This window comes from Melioribacteraceae bacterium 4301-Me (assembly GCA_041538185.1).
Taxonomy (GTDB): Bacteria; Bacteroidota; Ignavibacteria; order Ignavibacteriales; family Melioribacteraceae; genus Pyranulibacter; species Pyranulibacter aquaticus.
This window is the reverse complement of record JBGORM010000001.1, coordinates 515,436-533,725: the sequence shown is the minus strand read 5'-3', so window position 1 is coordinate 533,725 and position 18,290 is coordinate 515,436. Positions and strand designations below refer to the sequence as shown.

15 protein-coding genes are annotated in these 18,290 nt (G+C 31.9%); 4 read left to right on the top strand and 11 right to left on the bottom strand.

Translation table 11 applies throughout. The features are described from left to right. Window position 1: 1 nt before the first annotated feature. Entirely contained in the window at window positions 2-1,114 is a 1,113-nt protein-coding gene (locus ABRY23_02250) for an endonuclease (protein ID MFA3781870.1), read from the bottom strand. 129 nt (window positions 1,115-1,243) lie between these two features. Here ABRY23_02250 and polA point away from each other — a divergent pair, with 129 nt between their 5' ends. Then, window positions 1,244-4,036 carry a DNA polymerase I gene (gene polA / locus ABRY23_02245; GenBank protein MFA3781869.1) on the top strand — a complete coding sequence of 931 codons (2,793 nt, stop codon included), beginning with the start codon at window positions 1,244-1,246 and terminating at the stop codon, window positions 4,034-4,036. 8 nt (window positions 4,037-4,044) lie between these two features. Here polA and ABRY23_02240 read toward each other — a convergent pair whose 3' ends face one another. The 10 genes from ABRY23_02240 to ABRY23_02195 all read right to left on the bottom strand — a co-directional run bounded on the left by ABRY23_02240 (window position 4,045) and on the right by ABRY23_02195 (window position 15,873). Continuing rightward, a complete protein-coding gene (locus tag ABRY23_02240) occupies window positions 4,045-4,791 on the bottom strand; it encodes a hypothetical protein (protein ID MFA3781868.1) in 747 nt (248 codons plus the stop codon). Further along, the gene (locus ABRY23_02235) at window positions 4,766-5,821 is read right to left on the bottom strand and encodes a PQQ-binding-like beta-propeller repeat protein (GenBank protein MFA3781867.1); all 1,056 of its coding nucleotides are present in this window, start codon (window positions 5,819-5,821) and stop codon (window positions 4,766-4,768) included. The genes ABRY23_02240 and ABRY23_02235 overlap by 26 nt, the downstream gene beginning before the upstream one ends. Before the next feature lie 83 nt (window positions 5,822-5,904). Further along, complete coding sequence (locus ABRY23_02230) at window positions 5,905-8,628, bottom strand: peptidase MA family metallohydrolase (protein MFA3781866.1); 2,724 nt, start codon at window positions 8,626-8,628, stop codon at window positions 5,905-5,907. Between the two features lie 89 nt (window positions 8,629-8,717). Further along, window positions 8,718-9,749, bottom strand: coding sequence for a bifunctional phosphoglucose/phosphomannose isomerase (locus ABRY23_02225; GenBank protein MFA3781865.1), 1,032 nt, complete (start codon window positions 9,747-9,749; stop codon window positions 8,718-8,720). Window positions 9,750-9,761: 12 nt separating this feature from the next. Beyond that, window positions 9,762-11,510: a phosphoenolpyruvate--protein phosphotransferase gene (ptsP, locus tag ABRY23_02220; GenBank protein MFA3781864.1), complete on the bottom strand. Its 1,749-nt coding sequence runs from the start codon at window positions 11,508-11,510 to the stop codon at window positions 9,762-9,764. Then, complete coding sequence (locus ABRY23_02215; GenBank protein ID MFA3781863.1) at window positions 11,510-11,776, bottom strand: HPr family phosphocarrier protein; 267 nt, start codon at window positions 11,774-11,776, stop codon at window positions 11,510-11,512. Before ABRY23_02215 ends, ptsP begins: the two co-directional genes overlap by 1 nt. Next, complete coding sequence (locus ABRY23_02210; GenBank protein MFA3781862.1) at window positions 11,776-12,774, bottom strand: polyprenyl synthetase family protein; 999 nt, start codon at window positions 12,772-12,774, stop codon at window positions 11,776-11,778. Before ABRY23_02210 ends, ABRY23_02215 begins: the two co-directional genes overlap by 1 nt. After that, the gene (fni, locus tag ABRY23_02205; protein MFA3781861.1) at window positions 12,771-13,820 is read right to left on the bottom strand and encodes a type 2 isopentenyl-diphosphate Delta-isomerase; all 1,050 of its coding nucleotides are present in this window, start codon (window positions 13,818-13,820) and stop codon (window positions 12,771-12,773) included. The genes ABRY23_02210 and fni overlap by 4 nt, the downstream gene beginning before the upstream one ends. 450 nt (window positions 13,821-14,270) lie before the next feature. Then, window positions 14,271-15,110, bottom strand: coding sequence for a hypothetical protein (locus ABRY23_02200; protein ID MFA3781860.1), 840 nt, complete (start codon window positions 15,108-15,110; stop codon window positions 14,271-14,273). A 16-nt stretch (window positions 15,111-15,126) separates the two neighbouring features. Next, on the bottom strand, window positions 15,127-15,873 hold the full coding sequence (locus tag ABRY23_02195; protein ID MFA3781859.1) for a class I SAM-dependent methyltransferase: 747 nt from the start codon (window positions 15,871-15,873) through the stop codon (window positions 15,127-15,129). Window positions 15,874-16,024: 151 nt separating this feature from the next. On the opposite strand from ABRY23_02195, the gene smpB reads away from it, so the two are divergent. From smpB to ABRY23_02180, 3 genes are read left to right on the top strand one after another with little or no spacing between them, the layout of a single operon-like run. Continuing rightward, window positions 16,025-16,480, top strand: coding sequence for an SsrA-binding protein SmpB (gene smpB / locus ABRY23_02190; GenBank protein ID MFA3781858.1), 456 nt, complete (start codon window positions 16,025-16,027; stop codon window positions 16,478-16,480). A gap of 56 nt (window positions 16,481-16,536) precedes the next feature. Further along, a complete protein-coding gene (gene tyrS / locus ABRY23_02185; protein ID MFA3781857.1) occupies window positions 16,537-17,721 on the top strand; it encodes a tyrosine--tRNA ligase in 1,185 nt (394 codons plus the stop codon). 14 nt (window positions 17,722-17,735) lie between these two features. Continuing rightward, window positions 17,736-18,281, top strand: coding sequence for a pyruvoyl-dependent arginine decarboxylase (locus tag ABRY23_02180; protein ID MFA3781856.1), 546 nt, complete (start codon window positions 17,736-17,738; stop codon window positions 18,279-18,281). Window positions 18,282-18,290 lie beyond the last annotated feature (9 nt).

Here is an 18,290-nt window from a genome sequence, read left to right as displayed (position 1 = left end):
TTTATTTATCTCCCAAATATTTAAAAAGAGCACCTACCGGAAAATGGTCGCTGTAACCACCTATGTATTTATTTCCTATATAGGTTGGAATTGGACCGCTCACATCACTTTCTTTGTCCACTTTCATAAAATCAGGCTTTATTATTTCAAAACTGTCACAAAAATAACTTATTCCATTGTTATTTAATAAACTTCCTGAAATAATAATTTGGTCAAGTAAGTTCCAATTGTTTTTGTACAGATACGTCCCTAATTTCAATTTATAGTCGTGATAAGCTAAATTGTATAATTTATTATCAGCTGGTTGAAGTAAATCGCTACAATTTGATGTATCTGCCTTTAGTACATCTAGGATAGAATTATCAATCGGTTCGTCGTTAAAATCCCCTAAAATTATTATTTTGTTTTTAGTGTCTATTTGTAAAACACTATCCACTTTTTCTTTTAAAATTTGTGCTGCGGTGTTTCTTTTTACTTCAGAGGTTTCTTTCCCAGTTCTTCTTGAAGGCCAATGATTTACAAAAATATGTAACGAATCATTTCCGTGTTTGTATTTTAAGGTTACATGAAGAATATCTCTTGTTGGTTCATTGTTTGGGAGAAGCACAGGAATTTTATTAACATGCAGTATATCAAAAATATTGCGGTCATAAATTAAACCAACATCAATGCCTCGAGGATCGGGAGAATCGCGGTGGACAATTATATAATCTCGATTAGTAAATTTGTACACAATAAATTTCATTACACTCATGTTTTCAACTTCTTCAAGACCAATAATATCGGGTCCCTTTCCGTCATTCATGAAATGTATTACTTGTGAGAGATTATCAATTTTTTTTAAGAACTTTTCCTCGGTCCATTTCTTTTTAGACGAAGGTAAAAATTCATCATCGTTTTTTGTTGTGTCATCAATAGTATCAAAAAGATTTTCCACATTCCAATTAGCTATATAAATAAATTTATTGCTATTAGAATGCTGAGAAAATACTTTTTGAACAGGACCAAAGAAAAACAATATTAATAGCCAGACAATTAAAAAGTTTAATCTACTACTGAATGGTGTAGAAACTATTAAATTAATTTTTGGGGTAATAATTAAGTATTTTTCCATCACGTATTTTTGTTTGTTAATTGTTGTTGTATATTAATAATATTTCTATATATTTTCTAAGAACAAAGCTTTTGCTAAGGCTACATTTTGAAAAAATAACTCACAAGCAAAAAATAATTTTGTAATAATATGAAAAATAATAAAAAGAAATTTGTTTTAATTGATGCAATGTCGCTTGCTTACAAAGGATATTTTGCATTTATAAATCGACCTTTATCAACAAAAGCTGGAGAGCCCACTTCGGCTGTGTTTGGTTTTGTAAATCAATTACTAAAAATAATAGAGGATACAAAACCAGACCACATTGCAGTAGCTTTTGATTCAAAAGAAAAAACATTTAGGCACGAACGATATGAATTATACAAATCATCACGTCAAGAAATGCCTGAGGATATGATTCCTCAACTGCAAAGAATTAAAGATATTATTACTGCTTTTAACATTCCAATTTACATTTTACCTGGTTACGAGGCTGATGATCTAATTGGCACTGCTTGCAAACTGGCAGAGAAGGAAGGTTATATCTGCTATGCTGTTACACCAGATAAAGATTATATTCAATTAATAACTGATAATATATTTATTGTTAAACCTGGAAAGTCAACTGACGAGATTATTATACTTGATAGAAAAAAAGTTAAAGAAGATTTGGGAATAGAACCAATACAAATGATTGACTACTTAGCATTAATTGGCGACAAATCCGACGATATCCCAGGCGTTGCAGGTATTGGTGAAAAAACCGCACTGCCACTAATTCAGCAATTTAAGAGCGTTGAAGGCATATATAAAAATATTGATAAAATTGATAGAAAAAGTATCGTTTCAAAATTATTGGAAAATAAGGAGAACGCATTTCTTTCCAAAGAACTTGCTACTATTAAGACTGATGTTCCTCTTAAGTTAAACTTTGATGAAGCAAAATTCACACAGCCGGATATTAAAAAACTTAATCAGATTTTTTCTGAACTGGAGTTTAAATCAATCGCCGTTAAAGTGAACAAAATGTTCCAAAACAATAGTTTAGAAAAAAAAGAAAATACTCCTGCACAAGATTATGTTGAAAGTAAACCTTCACTTGCTTCATTTGACAAAAATAAAGTTAAGTATAAATTAATAACCACTTATAAAGATGCTAAAAGCTTAGCTGAAAAATTAATGCAATCAGATTTATTTGTATTTGATACCGAGACTGATTCGCTTAACATTTTCGAAGTAAAGCTTGCCGGCTGTTCTTTTTGCACAAAACCAAACGAAGCCTATTTTGTTGCAGTTAATCCATTGTATTTATCGACAGGCTTGTTTTCAAATGATTTATCCGACCGCCTTCCAATAGACGATTTTATTAAACTATTTAAACCTGTCCTTGAAAACAAAAAAATAAAAAAAGTATGCCAAAATGGGAAATACGACATAGCGGTAATGAGGCATTACAATATCAATGTAGAAAATTTTTATTTCGATACTATGCTTGCAAGTTATGTTTTAGACCCCGACCAAAAGCATGGTATGGATGACCTCTCGGAAAAATACTTAAATTACAAACCAATACCATTAACACAACTAATAGGAAACAAAAAAGAGCCATCAAAAATATTTGAAGTTGACCTTGAGCAGTTATCAAATTATTCATGTGAAGATGCAGATATTACTTATAGATTGTATGAAATATTGCTAAGGGAACTAAAGAAAGAGAAACTTGAAAAGCTTGCCTTCGATGTTGAATTCCCTCTTGTGTTAGTCCTTGAAGATATGGAAAGAACCGGGGTTCATATTGATAAACAAGCATTAAAAGAATTTAGCAACGAACTTAAAAATCGTATGGATTACTACACTGACAAGATTTATGAGTTAGCAGAAGAAAAATTCAATATTAATTCTACACAACAGCTTCAAAAAATTTTATTTGACAAGCTCAAGCTTACACTTACATCCAAAACAAAAACAGGCTTTTCAACAGATGCAAAATCTTTGGAGTCACTTAAAGGTGAGCACCCAATTATCGATTTAATTTTAGAATATAGACAAGTTGCAAAGTTAAAAACAACTTATGCAGATGCATTGCCAAAGTTAATAAATCCTAAGACTGGCAGAGTACACACCTCTTTTAATCAAACTGCGGCTTCAACTGGACGTTTATCAAGCAACGATCCTAATCTGCAAAATATACCAATAAGAACAGAATTAGGAAAAGAAATTAGAAAGGCTTTTGTGCCAAGGGATAAAGATTATTTGATTCTAAGCGCTGATTACAGCCAAATAGAACTTAGAATAATGGCAAGCATTTGTGAAGATGAAAATCTAATCAATGCTTTTAAGTCGGGCGAAGATATTCACAGAAGCACTGCTGCACTGGTTTTTCAAGTAAAGCCAAGCGAAGTGACACCTGAAATGAGAAGAAAAGCAAAAGAAGTAAACTTTGGAATACTTTATGGTATTGGTCCATTTGGACTTAAAACTAGATTAGGAATCTCTCAAGAACATGCAAAAGATATTATTGAAACTTATTTCGGTACTTTTAAAAATGTCAAAAAATTCATGACAGATTCTATTAATAATGCAAAAGAAAAAGGCTATGCGGAAACTTTGCTTAAAAGAAGACGATATTTGAAAAATATTAACAGCAATAATAAAGTAGTAAGACAATTTGAGGAGCGCGTTGCAATAAACATGCCTATACAAGGCACTGCAGCCGATATGATAAAATTAGCAATGATTAACATTCACAAAGAATTAATTAAGAACAAATTCAAGTCGAAAATGGTTTTGCAGGTACATGATGAACTTGTATTCGATGCACATAAAGATGAAATTAATGATTTAAAGCCCATTGTCAAAAACTTGATGGAGACTGCTTTACCGCTTAAAGTGCCCGTTGTTGTTGATATTGGCATTGGTGATAATTGGCTGGATGCTCATTAAAATTCTCATTAGTTGCTCAAAAATTTATAAACTAAGTAACCAATGTTTATTTGAAGAAGACTTAAAGCTATCCCGCTGTATAAGTCAAGTCTTTTTACATCGTCATATATTGAAACATCTTTAGTTTGCAAATAATTATCATATTTATTATCAGCCTTAATCTTAAAAAATGCTGCTGTTGCTCCAAAAACAGTAGCAGTGCCTAATAACATTTTAAACAGACTTGACTCAAAGAAATTGTTATTGTTTAATTTTTCATTTACTCTTTGCAGGTAAAATATGTTACCGTTCTGTTTTAACGCATTTATATTAATTTCTTTCTGTAGAAAATTTTTCTTGGTTAATTTTAATTGATTAGTATCTTCTTCTATTAATGCAGGAGTAAAAGCAATAATTTTGTCATTTTTTATTATTTCTGCATTCTGAGGTTGTGAATCAATTAAAACTCTTTTTTTGAATTTATAATTAAGCTTTTTCTCTTCCCCGCATTTTTTTATAAAAATTGTATCCGTAAAAGTCTGTGAATTCCATAAGAATTTATTTTCCTTTATTTGTAAGAAATGTCTGCCAATTGGTAATTTCGCTTTCACTTCCCCAATACCCATAACTTTATTGTCTATGTAAATTAATGCGCTGTCACTATTTGACATAATGCTGACATAAGAAAAACAATCTTGAGCAAACAATCTAAAAGCTGAAAAGTAGATTATCACTACCAACAAACATTTTTTAATAAGTGTTGACTTTATATGCATAAATATTTCCCTTGTCAATCCCTACAAATAAAAGATTGTTAATGTAAAGTGGGGTTGTTCTAATTTTATCGGAGTAAGCGATTGACTTAACAACCTTACCATTTTTAATATCAATTACATCTAATTTTTTATTTTGATTTGGCTCAAGCAAATAATTACTAAAAAGAAGAGGGGTAACATCTATTACGCCCCCAACGCTAATTTTCCAATTAAGTTTTCCGTTACTTTGTTTAATAGAAAAAATATCTCCATTAAGATTACCAATAAACAATGATGAATCATTCATTACCGGTAAGGTTTTAATTTTATGTCCGGTATTTACTTCCCATAAAATTTTCCCGTCTTTTACATCAAAGCAAAATAAATTACCATCACTACTGCCAATAAAACCTTTTTGATTTTTAATTACAACGCCACTCTCGAATCCTGAGGATATTTTCACTCTATAATTAATTTTATTGTTGATGTAATTGACCGAAATAATTTCACCGTTTTGATTGCCAAATAAAAAATCATTATCGAAAATTGCAGGCGTGCAGAATGACTGCACGTTTGTTTTCAGTTCAGACAATTTTAATCCAGCGTAAGAAAATTTATACAAAGTACCTTGATCAGTCAAAACAAGAACACCATTATTAACATCAATAAGTTCATTGTGCACACTTCCGCTAATAATTACCTTTTCAATTGTTTTGGGGATACTAACATCATAGTAAATTAAAGTTGAATAGTCTTTATTAAGGTCGTTAACGACAAATATTAACGTTTGATTATGAACAATTGGCGCGCTTGGAATAGAGCCAGAATATTTAGAAATACCAATCAATTTACCATTTTCATCGAAGGCATAAATCTTACCACTAAGGTCAGTTGCAATAAGATATTTATCATAAAAAATTAAAGAAGAACTTCTTTGGCTTCCCTCTGTTTCCACTTTCCATAGTTCAGTCCACACAGTATCTACATTCTCACGAACGAAAAAATTTCTTTGGTAATTGCCGCAAAAAATTGTAAAGCCAGGTTTATTCACATAAAAATTCCTTATAAATAAAGCTCTTGTACAGCTAATAGAAATCCCACATAATATAATTAGTAATATGGTATTTGCTTTTTTCAAAAATCGAAACCAAAGAAAAATTGGTAAAATAATTTAGGCTGAAAATGCTTGAAATTATTTTCAATCTTCTTCCCTACATCGTACCGCAATACTATTGCGTTAAATAAATTTATTCGAATTCCAGTTCCAATACTGCCCAGAGTTTGATAATATGAATTATCCCAAGCACTGCCGGCATCGAAATACAAAGCTCCACGGATATTAAAAAAACTAAGGCCAAAAATTGGGAAATTGATAAGCAGTAGGTCAATTAGAGGAAATCTAAGTTCTACTGAAGATAGCCAGAGTTTTTCTCCACGAATTCCAAATCGCGGCCAGCCGCGCAAATCCCAACTGCCTCCAGCAAAATATCTTCTTGCTTGTTTGCCGTGATTAATAAAAATTGACGCACGAGCTGCAAGTGTAGTTCGTAATCCTAACCGAAAATATTTCCGATAGTCTAAAATGAAAGAATAGTAATTTACATTACTGTACTTGATATCGCTTGTATAACCAAGAAGCACACGGAACCTACTTCCGTCTAATGGACCAGTAGGTCCCCAGATAGAATTATCGTGAACAAAAGACAATGAGTTGCTAAGTAAGAGCGACTTTCTTCCGATTATATCTTCAAAAAGTTCTTTATCAGAATTAGCAAGGCTTACATCTGTCTCAATTCTATCAAAACTTGAAAAAGGGTAAAACAAATCAAAATATCCACCAAAAACTCTTTCATAAAAAAACTCGTCAGATTCTCTGATATCATACCTTCTGCCAGCATAGTGAAAGATTCCGTAGCCATAATTTGCTCTTTCCCCCAAATTAATTCTTGAGATTGCCACATTAAAGTTTTTTAAGATTTCACTCTGTACCTCTGCAGTATTATAAATGTAAAACAAATAATTATCGTCCCCCATTAAATCACTCAACAAAAACAAAGCACCGCCACGAGTACCGTAAACAGGGTCTGTAACTAATTGACTTACAGCGTAATCTAAGGAATATTGTTTTTCATATTTTACTTTTTGTGCTTCAGACTGTAGTGATATTTTGCCAGCGTCCCATTTTACACCGGTTTGGTCAAAATTAAACTTGACATACTTTTTTGCAGTATCGGACACATTAGCTAAATCAATTGAATAAAATTGGAAAGAGAATTTTTCAAAACCGGCAGTAACAACTGTAGTATTATTTACAAAAGAAAAATCGTAGGCACTTGTAACGAACTTTGTTAATTGTGTCATCCCTATAGGAATTGAGTCGGTAAGATTTAATTCCCAAATATTATAAACACCATCATAATCGCATGTAAAATATAACTTGTTGTATTCTGGATTAAAATGCGGAGTACTAATATTACAGTTAGTGTAAGTGAGATATTTTATTTCTCTGGAATTAATATTTATTTCGAACAAATTAACTTTTTGAGAAAAAATTCCACCTGTACGGTCAGAGCAGAATATAATTGCAGAGCCATCTTTGTTAAATATTGGGTCAGTGTCGGAGTAATAATCATTTGTAATACGATTAAGTTTATTTTCAGTTAGATCAAGTAAGAAAATATCCACGAATCCTTTTTTATCAGTAGCACTAAAAACTATTTTTTTGCCATCGTTAGAAAATGACAATGATCTTATAGAAATAAGTTCATCAAATTTAAAAGTATCAATTAACTTATTTTCATTTATTGAGAAAAGATGAATTACATCACTGCCTAAAGATTTAGTTACAAAAGCAATAATTCCATTTTTTGAAACGTCGAATGAATTATCTAGAAGGTGAAAAGCTTCAAAGATTGCGTCTTTCTCACCTTGAATAACTCTAATTGGTTCAACAAATTCCTCATTATCGGGTTCGTAATTCATTTTATAGATTGAAGTATAGCCATCTTTATTTCCGACAAAATAAATTTCTTTTGTTGTATCGGCTGAATAAAAACGCGGCGCAAAATTAAATCCGGAATCAGTAAGTTTAATTGCCTTAATAGAGATGGGATAATTTTTTTGATAGAGTGGAAAATATTTCTGCTTCAAACTAAAAACCCACTTGTTATTTATCTCTTCAATTTTATCCCCTAAAGTAAATTCAATAACTTTCTCAAATGTTGAAAATCTCCAAAAATTTTCCATGAGTAGTAATATTTTATCTTCGCCATATTGTTTCGAGATAAACTGCAAAAAATATTGACCTTCTTTGTACATCAAATATGTACCTTCAATGGAATACAAGTTAGGAAGATCTACAAAGTAACCATTCAATACTGCATCTCTCATAATCATTTCTGATTGAGTATCACCATTAAATGACCAGTATTCTGCCAAACCTTCAGTAAACCAAAGAGGAGGTGCTTTGTCGGTTGACACTCTATGGTCTTTAAGAACATTATAAATTTTATTGGACATGAAAACATGTACAAGCTCGTGTCTAATAACATGTTTAAATTCCTCTATTGAACCAAGATAAGGTATAACGACCCTCCCTTTAATAAATTCGAAAAAGCCACCAACTCCTTCAGGTATAAATCCAGAGGCAATGTTTGTCTGTTCAAATTGAATATGAGTGTTATAAAAAATAAGAGGTATTTTTCTGGATATGTAATTATTGAATTTTACTTTATACTCATCAAATGCATCTTCTGCAAATTTAGCTCCAATTTCTGCCATTTCACCAAAATTATCGTAATAATAAATATCAAAGTGCTCGGTTTTAAGAATTTTCCAATCAAATTTTTCGTATTGCACTTTATTCCTACCGAAAAAATAAAGCTGTGCAAATAATGCTTGTGAGAAAAAAAATAAAAATAATATGGTATTTACGAAAGGTACTTTACTCAAAGATGTTCCTTGAGGTAATTAATATTTTTAATTTCAGTTGGATTTTGGTTCCTAATAACAGCCAAGTAATAGCTTACCCAATCACTAAAATAAATATTATCCATTAACCGCAGTTTATAATCAGGCAAATTACTTTCGATAGACAAAACCTCAACGCCGCTTCTTCTTATTAGTTCAGTTACAATTTCAAATCTTTTTTTAATTTGTGGATGATAATCAACATCTAAGATATTAATTACAACAGAATTAAATTGCTTTTCAGAAAATGTTTCCCATCCAATTATTTCGTTATGGTTCTGCTCAGGGAAGAAGTTACAGAAAGCATGCAGTTTAGAATTTTCATTTATTTGTGCTTTTAACCTTGAGCCAACTGCTGATGTTAAATCGGACACAGAGTAAATAACTGGAATAAAGCCTACTAATTTTTCTGCAAACTCTAATGAACTATTAGGAAAAGTTGAAAATTCATCCCCTCTTTTTTTTAGCAGTTCTATTACTTGTTTAGTAATTTCATTTTGTACGGGGATTAATTTCAAAGATTGTAATGTTTTTAGCAATGTAAAAAAATTTATCCAAAGAGCGTATCGCGGCTGGAAGCCAGGTAATAATTTAGCTATAGGTAAATTATATTTTTGGGATAACTCTTCTAACTTACCGCCAGTAGTTATGGTAATAATTTGGCAATTTCGTTTTAAACCAGCATTTACGCAGCTGATTGTCTCTTCTGTATTCCCGCTGTAGGAAGAAGCAATTAGTAAAGTGTTTTCGTCTGCGTATGCCGGCAAATAATAATTTCTAATAACTTGAAAAGGATAACTTAATTCATCCCTAAGAAAATTCTGCAGCAAATCACCTCCTATCGCTGAACCGCCAAGTCCGCATAATATTATGTTTTTTATCTTATTTGTATCAATAGCTGATAAATTAACTTGGTTATTTTGTGCATACTCAATTTGTGAATAAGAGTTCTTTAATACATTAAACTGATTTTCTGGATCGTTTTGTTTAATTAGACTAAAAATTTCCATGTGGATTACCTTTTAAAATAAATTTTGTAATGTGTTCTGCAATTTGTCTTTAAAAAATTTGCGGAGGCATGAGCTAACTTCTTCTTCGGTTGGATAAGTTAAACATTCATTTGCTAATTCTTCTGCATCTTTAAATGATATATTGCGAATTATTTTTTTAAGTAAAGGAATGGTAGCAGGTGAAACGCTCAGCGAGTCCAAACCAAGACCTACAAGAAGAGGAACCGCATAAGGGTCTGCAGCCATCTCACCGCACATACTAATAAATGTATTTTCTCTTTTCCCTTCTTTTATGATGTAGTGCAAAGTTTTTATAACAGAAGGATGAAATTCTTGATAGTATTTTGAGACAATTTCATTACCACGATCTACCGCAAGCAAATATTGAATTAAATCATTCGTGCCAATGCTAATAAAATCGACCTCTTGAGCAAAGACATTTGCCATAACAGCAGCAGATGGTATTTCTACCATAATCCCAATTTTTATATTATTATCATATTTAACCCCTTCGTGTTCTAATTCCAATTTACATTCTTCAATTATCTTTTTTGATTTTCTTATTTCGGAGATTGAAGAAATCATTGGCAGCATAAACATTACATTTTTATTTACACTTGCTCTTAGAACAGCTTTAATTTGTTTTTTAAACAAATAAGGATTATCAAGCAGAAGACGAATTCCGCGCCATCCTAAAAAAGGATTGGGTTCATGCAGGTCAACAGGCAAAACTTTATCTCCGCCAATATCAAAGGCACGGATAATTATGTTTTCAGGATAAACTTTTTCTGCTAATGATTTATATACTTGATATTGTTCTTCCTCTTCAGGAAAAACTTCATACTCTTCAAATATTTGTTCAGTGCGAAGCAATCCAATGCCATTTGCACCATTTTGTATGAGTATATCAATTTCAGCAGTTATATCCAAATTTGCCATTAGTTTAATTTCTTTTCCATCTGTAGTTAAAGCAGGTTTGTTTCGAAGCTCAAGCAGTTCTGCATCATATTTATTGAGCACTTCCAATCTATTTTTATAGTGATTTAACTGCGCTTCGGTAGGATTAATAACAACATCACCGTGAAAACCATCAACAACTAATAAATCGCCTTCATGAATTCGAGATGTTTGTCCATGCAATCCAACTACAGCAGGAATATTTAACGACCTTGCTACAATAGCAGCGTGAGAAGTTAACCCGCCTAAATCAGTAACATAACCTTTTACATTAACTCTAGTAAACAAGACGGTATCGGAAGGTGAAATTGTATGTGAAACAACTACAACGTCATTTGTAATTCTCGACTGCCATTTTTTCTTTTTCAAGTTTCTGATGATTCTGTTTTTTATATCTTCTATATCATGCGAGCGTTCCTTCATATAAGGTTCTAGTGACTCGTTCATAATTTTCTGGTACTTTGAAATTTCATCGTACACAATAAATTCAGGTACTTTCTTTTCATTAATTATTCTTTTTTTAATATTATCAATTAATATGGGGTCATCAAGAATCATAATTTGCGCTTCAAAAATAGCAGCTCGCCTTTCACCTAATTTGTCTACAGCCAATTCGAAAATTTTCTTCAGTTCTTTTTTCGACTGCCATAAAGCAGCATCCAAGTTTTGAATCGCTTCTTGGCTATCGGTTATACTTTCTGGTTTAACTTCTTCTGTTTCCTTATAAAACAAATATGCTGGTGCAATTACCAATCCTGGTGCAGCGGCAATTCCATGAATTATATTTTCTTCTGTGTGTTTCATTACAATTCGTCAAATCCTCTATTAAAATAATCGACTATTTCTTTAGCTGCTTGTTGTTCATCTTCACCATCAAAAATTAAAGTTATTTCAGAGCCTTTTTCAGCAGCAAGTGTCATAACCCCAATTATACTTTTGCCGTTAATTTTCATACCATCTTTGTTAAGAAAGAAATCACATTTATATTTTGCAGCCATTTTCACAATAGTAGCAGCTGGACGAGTATGTAAACCAGCATTGTTTATTATTCGAACCTTTTTTTCAATCATTAGTACTTTCTATTTAATAAAAAGTTAGCAAACCATACAAGCAAATTTTTTGCTTCTTTATCCTTAAAAACTTTTAATTGGTTAATACCTAATTGTGTATAGCGTTTAATTTCATTTTTAGCATCTTCAAAAACGCCAAGCCTTTCATAGATTTCGTTAAATACTGGAATCTTATGCTCAGGTATTCCTTTATTCTTTATAAAATTATTTAGTTCTCTTTTATCTTTTCCACTTGCTTTTTCATAAGCTTTTAAGAAAAGAAAAGTTTTTTTCCCTTCGATAAGATCATTACCAATTTTCTTACCAAATTTATTTTGATTAGCTGTAATATCCAATAAATCATCTTGAATTTGAAAAGCCATGCCAATATTTGCAGCATATTTAGAAATTGCATCTATTATATTTTTTTTAACTGTTACCATTTGTGCACCAATTTTGCCGCTCATAACCAGTAGTGCCGCTGTTTTTTGATATATCATTTTCTTGTAATCATTTATAGTAACATTTCGTCTGGTTTCAAATTCCTTATCTAAGCTTTGCCCCTCACAAACTTCTACAACACTTTGCGTAAAAGTCTCTATAATTGATTTAGAGTTCTCAGGCGTATCTTTGAGTAAATATTCATAAGCTAAAGCTATTAAACTATCGCCAGCAAGAATTGCAGTGTTAACATCATACTTTATATGTAATGTTGGTCTACATCTTCTTATTGTTGAATTATCCATAATGTCATCGTGCACTAAAGTAAAATTGTGTAAAAGCTCAACAGCAATTGCTGCGTTATAAACTTGGTCAAAATTTCCGCCAGCAGCTTTAGCAGCCAAAAGTACAAAGAATGGTCTAATGCGCTTTCCGCCGCTTTCTATTGCATATTTACATGGTTGATAAAGTGACTTTGGAAGCCGCTTTTCAAATACTCGAGTTATTTTTAACTCAAGCTTAACTAATTCGTTTTTATATAGATTCAAGAATTTTTCATTATCAGATTCAGAAATCAATATAATTCCTCTTTTCTAATGAGCTTTTGTTTTTGCAGTTCACTAATATTAGAACAGCCGGTCAAGTACATTATTTTTTTTAAATCATCAAACCACTGATAAAGAAGTTTTATCACACCATCTACATTTTCTTCGAATAATTTCTGCAAAACTGTTTTAGCAGAAGCAGCCATATCTGCACCTAATGCTATTGACTTGGCAATTTCAATTCCGTTTGAAATACCGCCAGAGGCAATTAATAAAAATCTTTTTCGTTTTTTTAATTCGGCAGTTTTTCTCACACAAAACGAAGTAGGCAACCCCCATTCTCTAAAAAACATTTCATCATTTTTATTAGCTCTTAATAGTTCAATTGCTGCCCAGCTTGTTCCACCCGAGCCTGCTACATCAATTCCCATAATTCCAGCTTCCAATAACCGTTCTGCAGTTTTTTTACTTATTCCAGCTCCTACTTCTTTGACAATAAAAGGGATTTTAATTTCTCTTGTTAATTTTTTAATCGACTTTAATAAACCTTTAAAGTGCGGTTCACCCTCAGGCTGTAATAGTTCTTGCAATGGATTAACATGAATTACAAAAGCATTTGCATCTACAAGCTTCATCAAAAATTTAATTGAATCTACCGGATTCTTTAATTTAACAATCTGAGCAGCGCCAACATTACCTAAGATTGGAATGTCTTTTGCATTTTTTCTTATAATTTTGTATGAAGAATGCTGTTTACTATTTTCTAATGCTTGTCTTAAACTTCCTACTCCAATTGGAATATTCAACTCGCTTGCTACTATTGCTAATTTTTTGTTTATGTTTTCTGCCTCTTTAGTCCCGCCAGTCATACATGAAATTATGAATGGATAATTTATTTTGTGGCTGAAGAATTTTGTTGAAAGGTCAATTTTGTTATACTCTACTTCAGTAATAGCATAATGTTCAAATTCATACTTATCGAAACCGTTAGTTTTTATTTTGTAGTTTGCTTCGTCGGTTAAGCTAATTTTGATGTGATCTTTTTTACGCCTGGAAGTTAAGTTATCATTTTCAGCCATTGAGATTTCCTGCCTGTTGTTCATTGTACTTATCAAAACTTCTCAATTAAGTTTTATTAAAAAACAAAGTCAGTAGTTAATTAAAACCAAAATAAAAAATTTTCTAGTAAGATTCTTAACAGCTGCAGTTAAATAAAGTTTGGTCGTATATCACCGGAATATTTAATATTTACCTGGATTGAACTAATATTTACTCAATCCAAAAATTTATTATGAATGAGTTTTACTGAAAGGTTAATTTCCCTATGATCAATGAGCTCATCCCGACTTTGTCGGTAAACCTTTGTCTGAATATGTTATCACTAATTAATTCAGTCGATTCGGTGAATCGACTTACGGTAAGTCGGAACGCCGTTCCGGCTAAGCATCATTCCTGGGTGACAAATTTTCCACCAGTCTGCTGGCAGGTTAGGGAAAATTTTGGGGTTAAAAAAATCTTTCTAAAAAAAATTAGTTTAGCTTTCCTACACTTATATCAACAAGATAATTAACAGGCTGCTTTGTTTTTGAAACAGAGAAATCATATAAATCAACTTTTACAGCGCGAGGTTTTTGCTGCAATTTTTCTGTAAACAAAGAGTACGTGTTTTTATACTCTTCACTTTGTTCAGATTTATTAGTAACAAAACTAAAATTTTCCTTCAGACAATTTTTTACCATTTCAAAATATTTTTTATAAAAATTAAGGGCTTGCTTATAATCATCGCCTTGGTAGAAAGTAATGGTAAAGGAGCCATCAGAATCATCCAAAAAAATATCTAAAGCTTGGGGAAACTTAATAAAGGGTTTTTGTGAATCAATTGGATTATCAAGCAAAAGGAAATATGCATTAGCATGTTCTAAAACAAAGTCTAATGCTGTACAAAAATCTGGATTTTCACCGGGAGAGAGGGAATTTTTATCTGCAAAACCATATTGTAATTCATAACTTCCAAGAGCGGATGAGTCACCAACTACATACAATATCCAATTACCTGACTCTGGTATTTTTGCATTAATTTGTACAAAGTCGCTTTTATTATTTTTACTTTGTTTAAAAACATTACCGTTAGGTGTAACTAAAACTAAGGAGGGTTTAAAACTTTCAGAATAAGCTATAAAAACAACGCCATCTCCTTTATAAAGTGGAATTTCGTAACCATGATAACGACCGAAATCTTTTCTGTAATTATCTTTTAGAGTTAGTTCGCCTTTAAGCTGATTAAACTCAACATGAAATTTTTGTTGAGCAATGGTAAAATTTCCTATTAGTAAAATTATCACTAAAAATATTTTTGATATCATTTTCATAAAATATTTGCTGTAGTTAGAATTTTTTTTGCAGCAAGTTTTCACATCCAAAAGTAATAGCCTCGCGAATTAAAGGAATATCAATCAGTTTAATTACTGGCAACCCAAATCTAAGTTTATATATTGGTCTAAACAAATACAATTCGCTAACGATTGGGACAAATCCATATAATGAGTATAAATGTTCAAAGTAATTTATTGATAAACCTGTATGATAATTGTACTTTATTTCATCTACAAAATCTTTTTTTTCATTAAGAACATTAGAAATTTTTTTAAGCAATGAGCTAGGAAATAGATGTAAATATGGTATAATTTTTAGGAAAGAATGCGCAATTTGCTGATGCCCCGCAAAGGGTGAATATTTTGGAGGGAATGAAATAAATAAGTAACCTTCATTTTTTAACAACTTCCTCAAGTTATTAAAAGCTGCATGTTTATCCGGTACATGCTCAATAACCTCACGCATAATAAGTAGATCAAACTGAAGCTGCAATTTTTTAGTCAAATTAACATCTGTTATATCACCTTGAATAATTTCCAAATTAGGGTTTTTCTCTTTAGCTATATCAATTCTAGTTTGGCTCAACTCTAAACCAATTACCTCAGCGCAGTGTTTACTCATAACTTCTACCAATCCGCCTTCTGCACAACCAATTTCCAAAACACGAAAACTTTTATATTGAGGCAAATATCGCTCAAAAAATGGAATGATGTACTTTTCGGTGTATTCCTTTTGTTCGTAATAGTGTTTCTCAGGCATTAGAAGACAAATTAATTTCTTTGCAATTTTATTAAAGTTATTTTATATATCAAAGCGATTAGTTAAACGACTTTGCAAAAAGTATCTAATTTTATTGTTTCCTTGCGTTTATTTTTCATTAAAAATAAATTTGGTTTTCAAAATTTTGATTATGAGTGAAAGCACAGAAGAGAAAAATATTACAGTCAATCGTAAGGCAAGGCATGAGTACTTTATACTGCAAACCTACGAGGCTGGCATTTCTTTATTGGGTACAGAAGTTAAAGCTTTGCGGCAAAATAAAGCCAATTTGGTAGATAGTTATGCTACTATAGACAATGGTGAGGTTTGGCTGCACGGTTCACACATTAGCACTTATGATCAAGGAAGTATAAATAACCATGAACCATTTAGAAAAAGAAAATTATTGTTAAAAAAGAATGAGATTAGAAAACTCATGCGAGCAGTTCAAGAAAAAGGTAATACATTAATTCCTCTTCGACTTTATTTTAAGAAAAATAAAGTTAAAGTTGAATTAGCAGTTGCTCGAGGCAAAAAGAAATATGATAAAAGAGAAGAAATAGCAAAAAGAGAAGCACAAAGAGAATTAGACAGAAAATATAAATAACCAGAGGAGAATAATTAGAATTGAGCAAAACACACTTCCCACCTATCAACGAACAAATGGATTTAATAAAAAGAGGTGCCGTTGAAATCATACCTGAAGAAGATTTGGTAAAAAAACTCGGAAAATCAATAAAAGAAAACAAACCGTTAAACATAAAATTAGGATGTGACCCAACGAGACCCGATTTGCATTTAGGTCATACAGTAGTTTTACGAAAACTATCTCACTTTCAACAACTTGGTCATTTAGCAATTTTAATTATCGGTGATTTTACTGGTATGATTGGCGACCCATCAGGTAGAAATTCAGCTAGACCGCCGTTAACGCTTGAAGAAGCAAGAGAAAACGGGAAATCTTATTTTGAGCAAGCTTCTCTAATTCTTGACCCCAAAAGGACAAAAATTGTATACAACTCAGATTGGTTGGGAAAAATGAACTTTGCCGATGTAATTAAGCTTGCCTCTAAATATACATTAGCACGAATGTTAGAAAGGGATGATTTTACAAATCGATACAAAAATGGCATCCCAATCAGTTTGCACGAAATACTATATCCACTTGCTCAGGCTATGGATTCAATAGCAATTGACAGTGATGTAGAACTTGGAGGTACTGACCAAAAATTTAATTTACTTGTTGGCAGAGATATTCAAAGAGAATTTGGCAAAGAACCTCAAGTCATTTTAACCATGCCACTGCTCGTAGGAATTGATGGCGTTGAGAAGATGAGCAAATCAATGAACAACTACATCGGCATTACTGAACCTCCAAAAGAAATGTATGGGAAGACCCTCTCAATTTCAGATGAACTTATTTATACTTATTTCGAATTAGCCACAGATGTACCAAATAATGAATTAAAACAAATTAAACAACAGCTTGAAAACAAAGAAGTTAATCCACGTGATATAAAAAGAAAATTAGCTCGAAAAATAGTTGAAATGTATCATTCAAAAGATGAAGCCATTAAGGCGGAAGAAGAGTTCGACAGAATTTTTGTAAACAAGGGGCTGCCTGATGAGATGAGTGAATTTTCAATGAATGGCGAACTTGATATCCTAGATTTAATAGTTAAAGTAGGTTTTGCTCCGACAAGAAGTGAAGCAAGAAGATTAGTTATACAAGGCGGTGTTTCGTTAGATGGTGAAAAAGTAACCGATGTTAAGATGGTCGTAAAAATTGACAACCCTAAGATATTAAAAGTTGGCAAAAGAAATTTTATTAAACTAACAACAAAATAAATGGAGGTGAATAATTGTACGTTCCAAAGAAAATCTTCTTTACAAAAGGTGTAGGTAAACATAAGGAGTACCTGGCATCTTTTGAGTTAGCTTTACGTAGCGCAGGAATTGAAATTTGTAATTTAGTAACAGTTAGCAGCATCTTTCCGGTAGGATGCAAAAGAATTACAAAGGAACAGGGTTTAAGGTTACTTTCACCTGGACAAATTACACATTGCGTTATGGCTAGGAACTCAACGAATGAACCAAACCGCTTAATTGCCTCTTCAATCGGCGTTGCAATTCCATCCGACAAAAAAATGTACGGCTATTTATCAGAACATCATCCATTTGGAGAAACAGAAAAAAATGCTGGTGAATATGCAGAAGACCTAGCTGCTACAATGCTTGCAACCACGTTAGGAATTGACTTCGACCCCGAAAAAGCATGGAACGAAAGAGAACAAGTCTATAAAATGTCCGGCAAAATAGTAAGAACATTTAACGTTACCCAATCTGCTCAAGGCGATAAACACGGGTTGTGGACTACAGTAATTGCCTGTGCTATTTTGCTGCCTTAAAGGTAATGA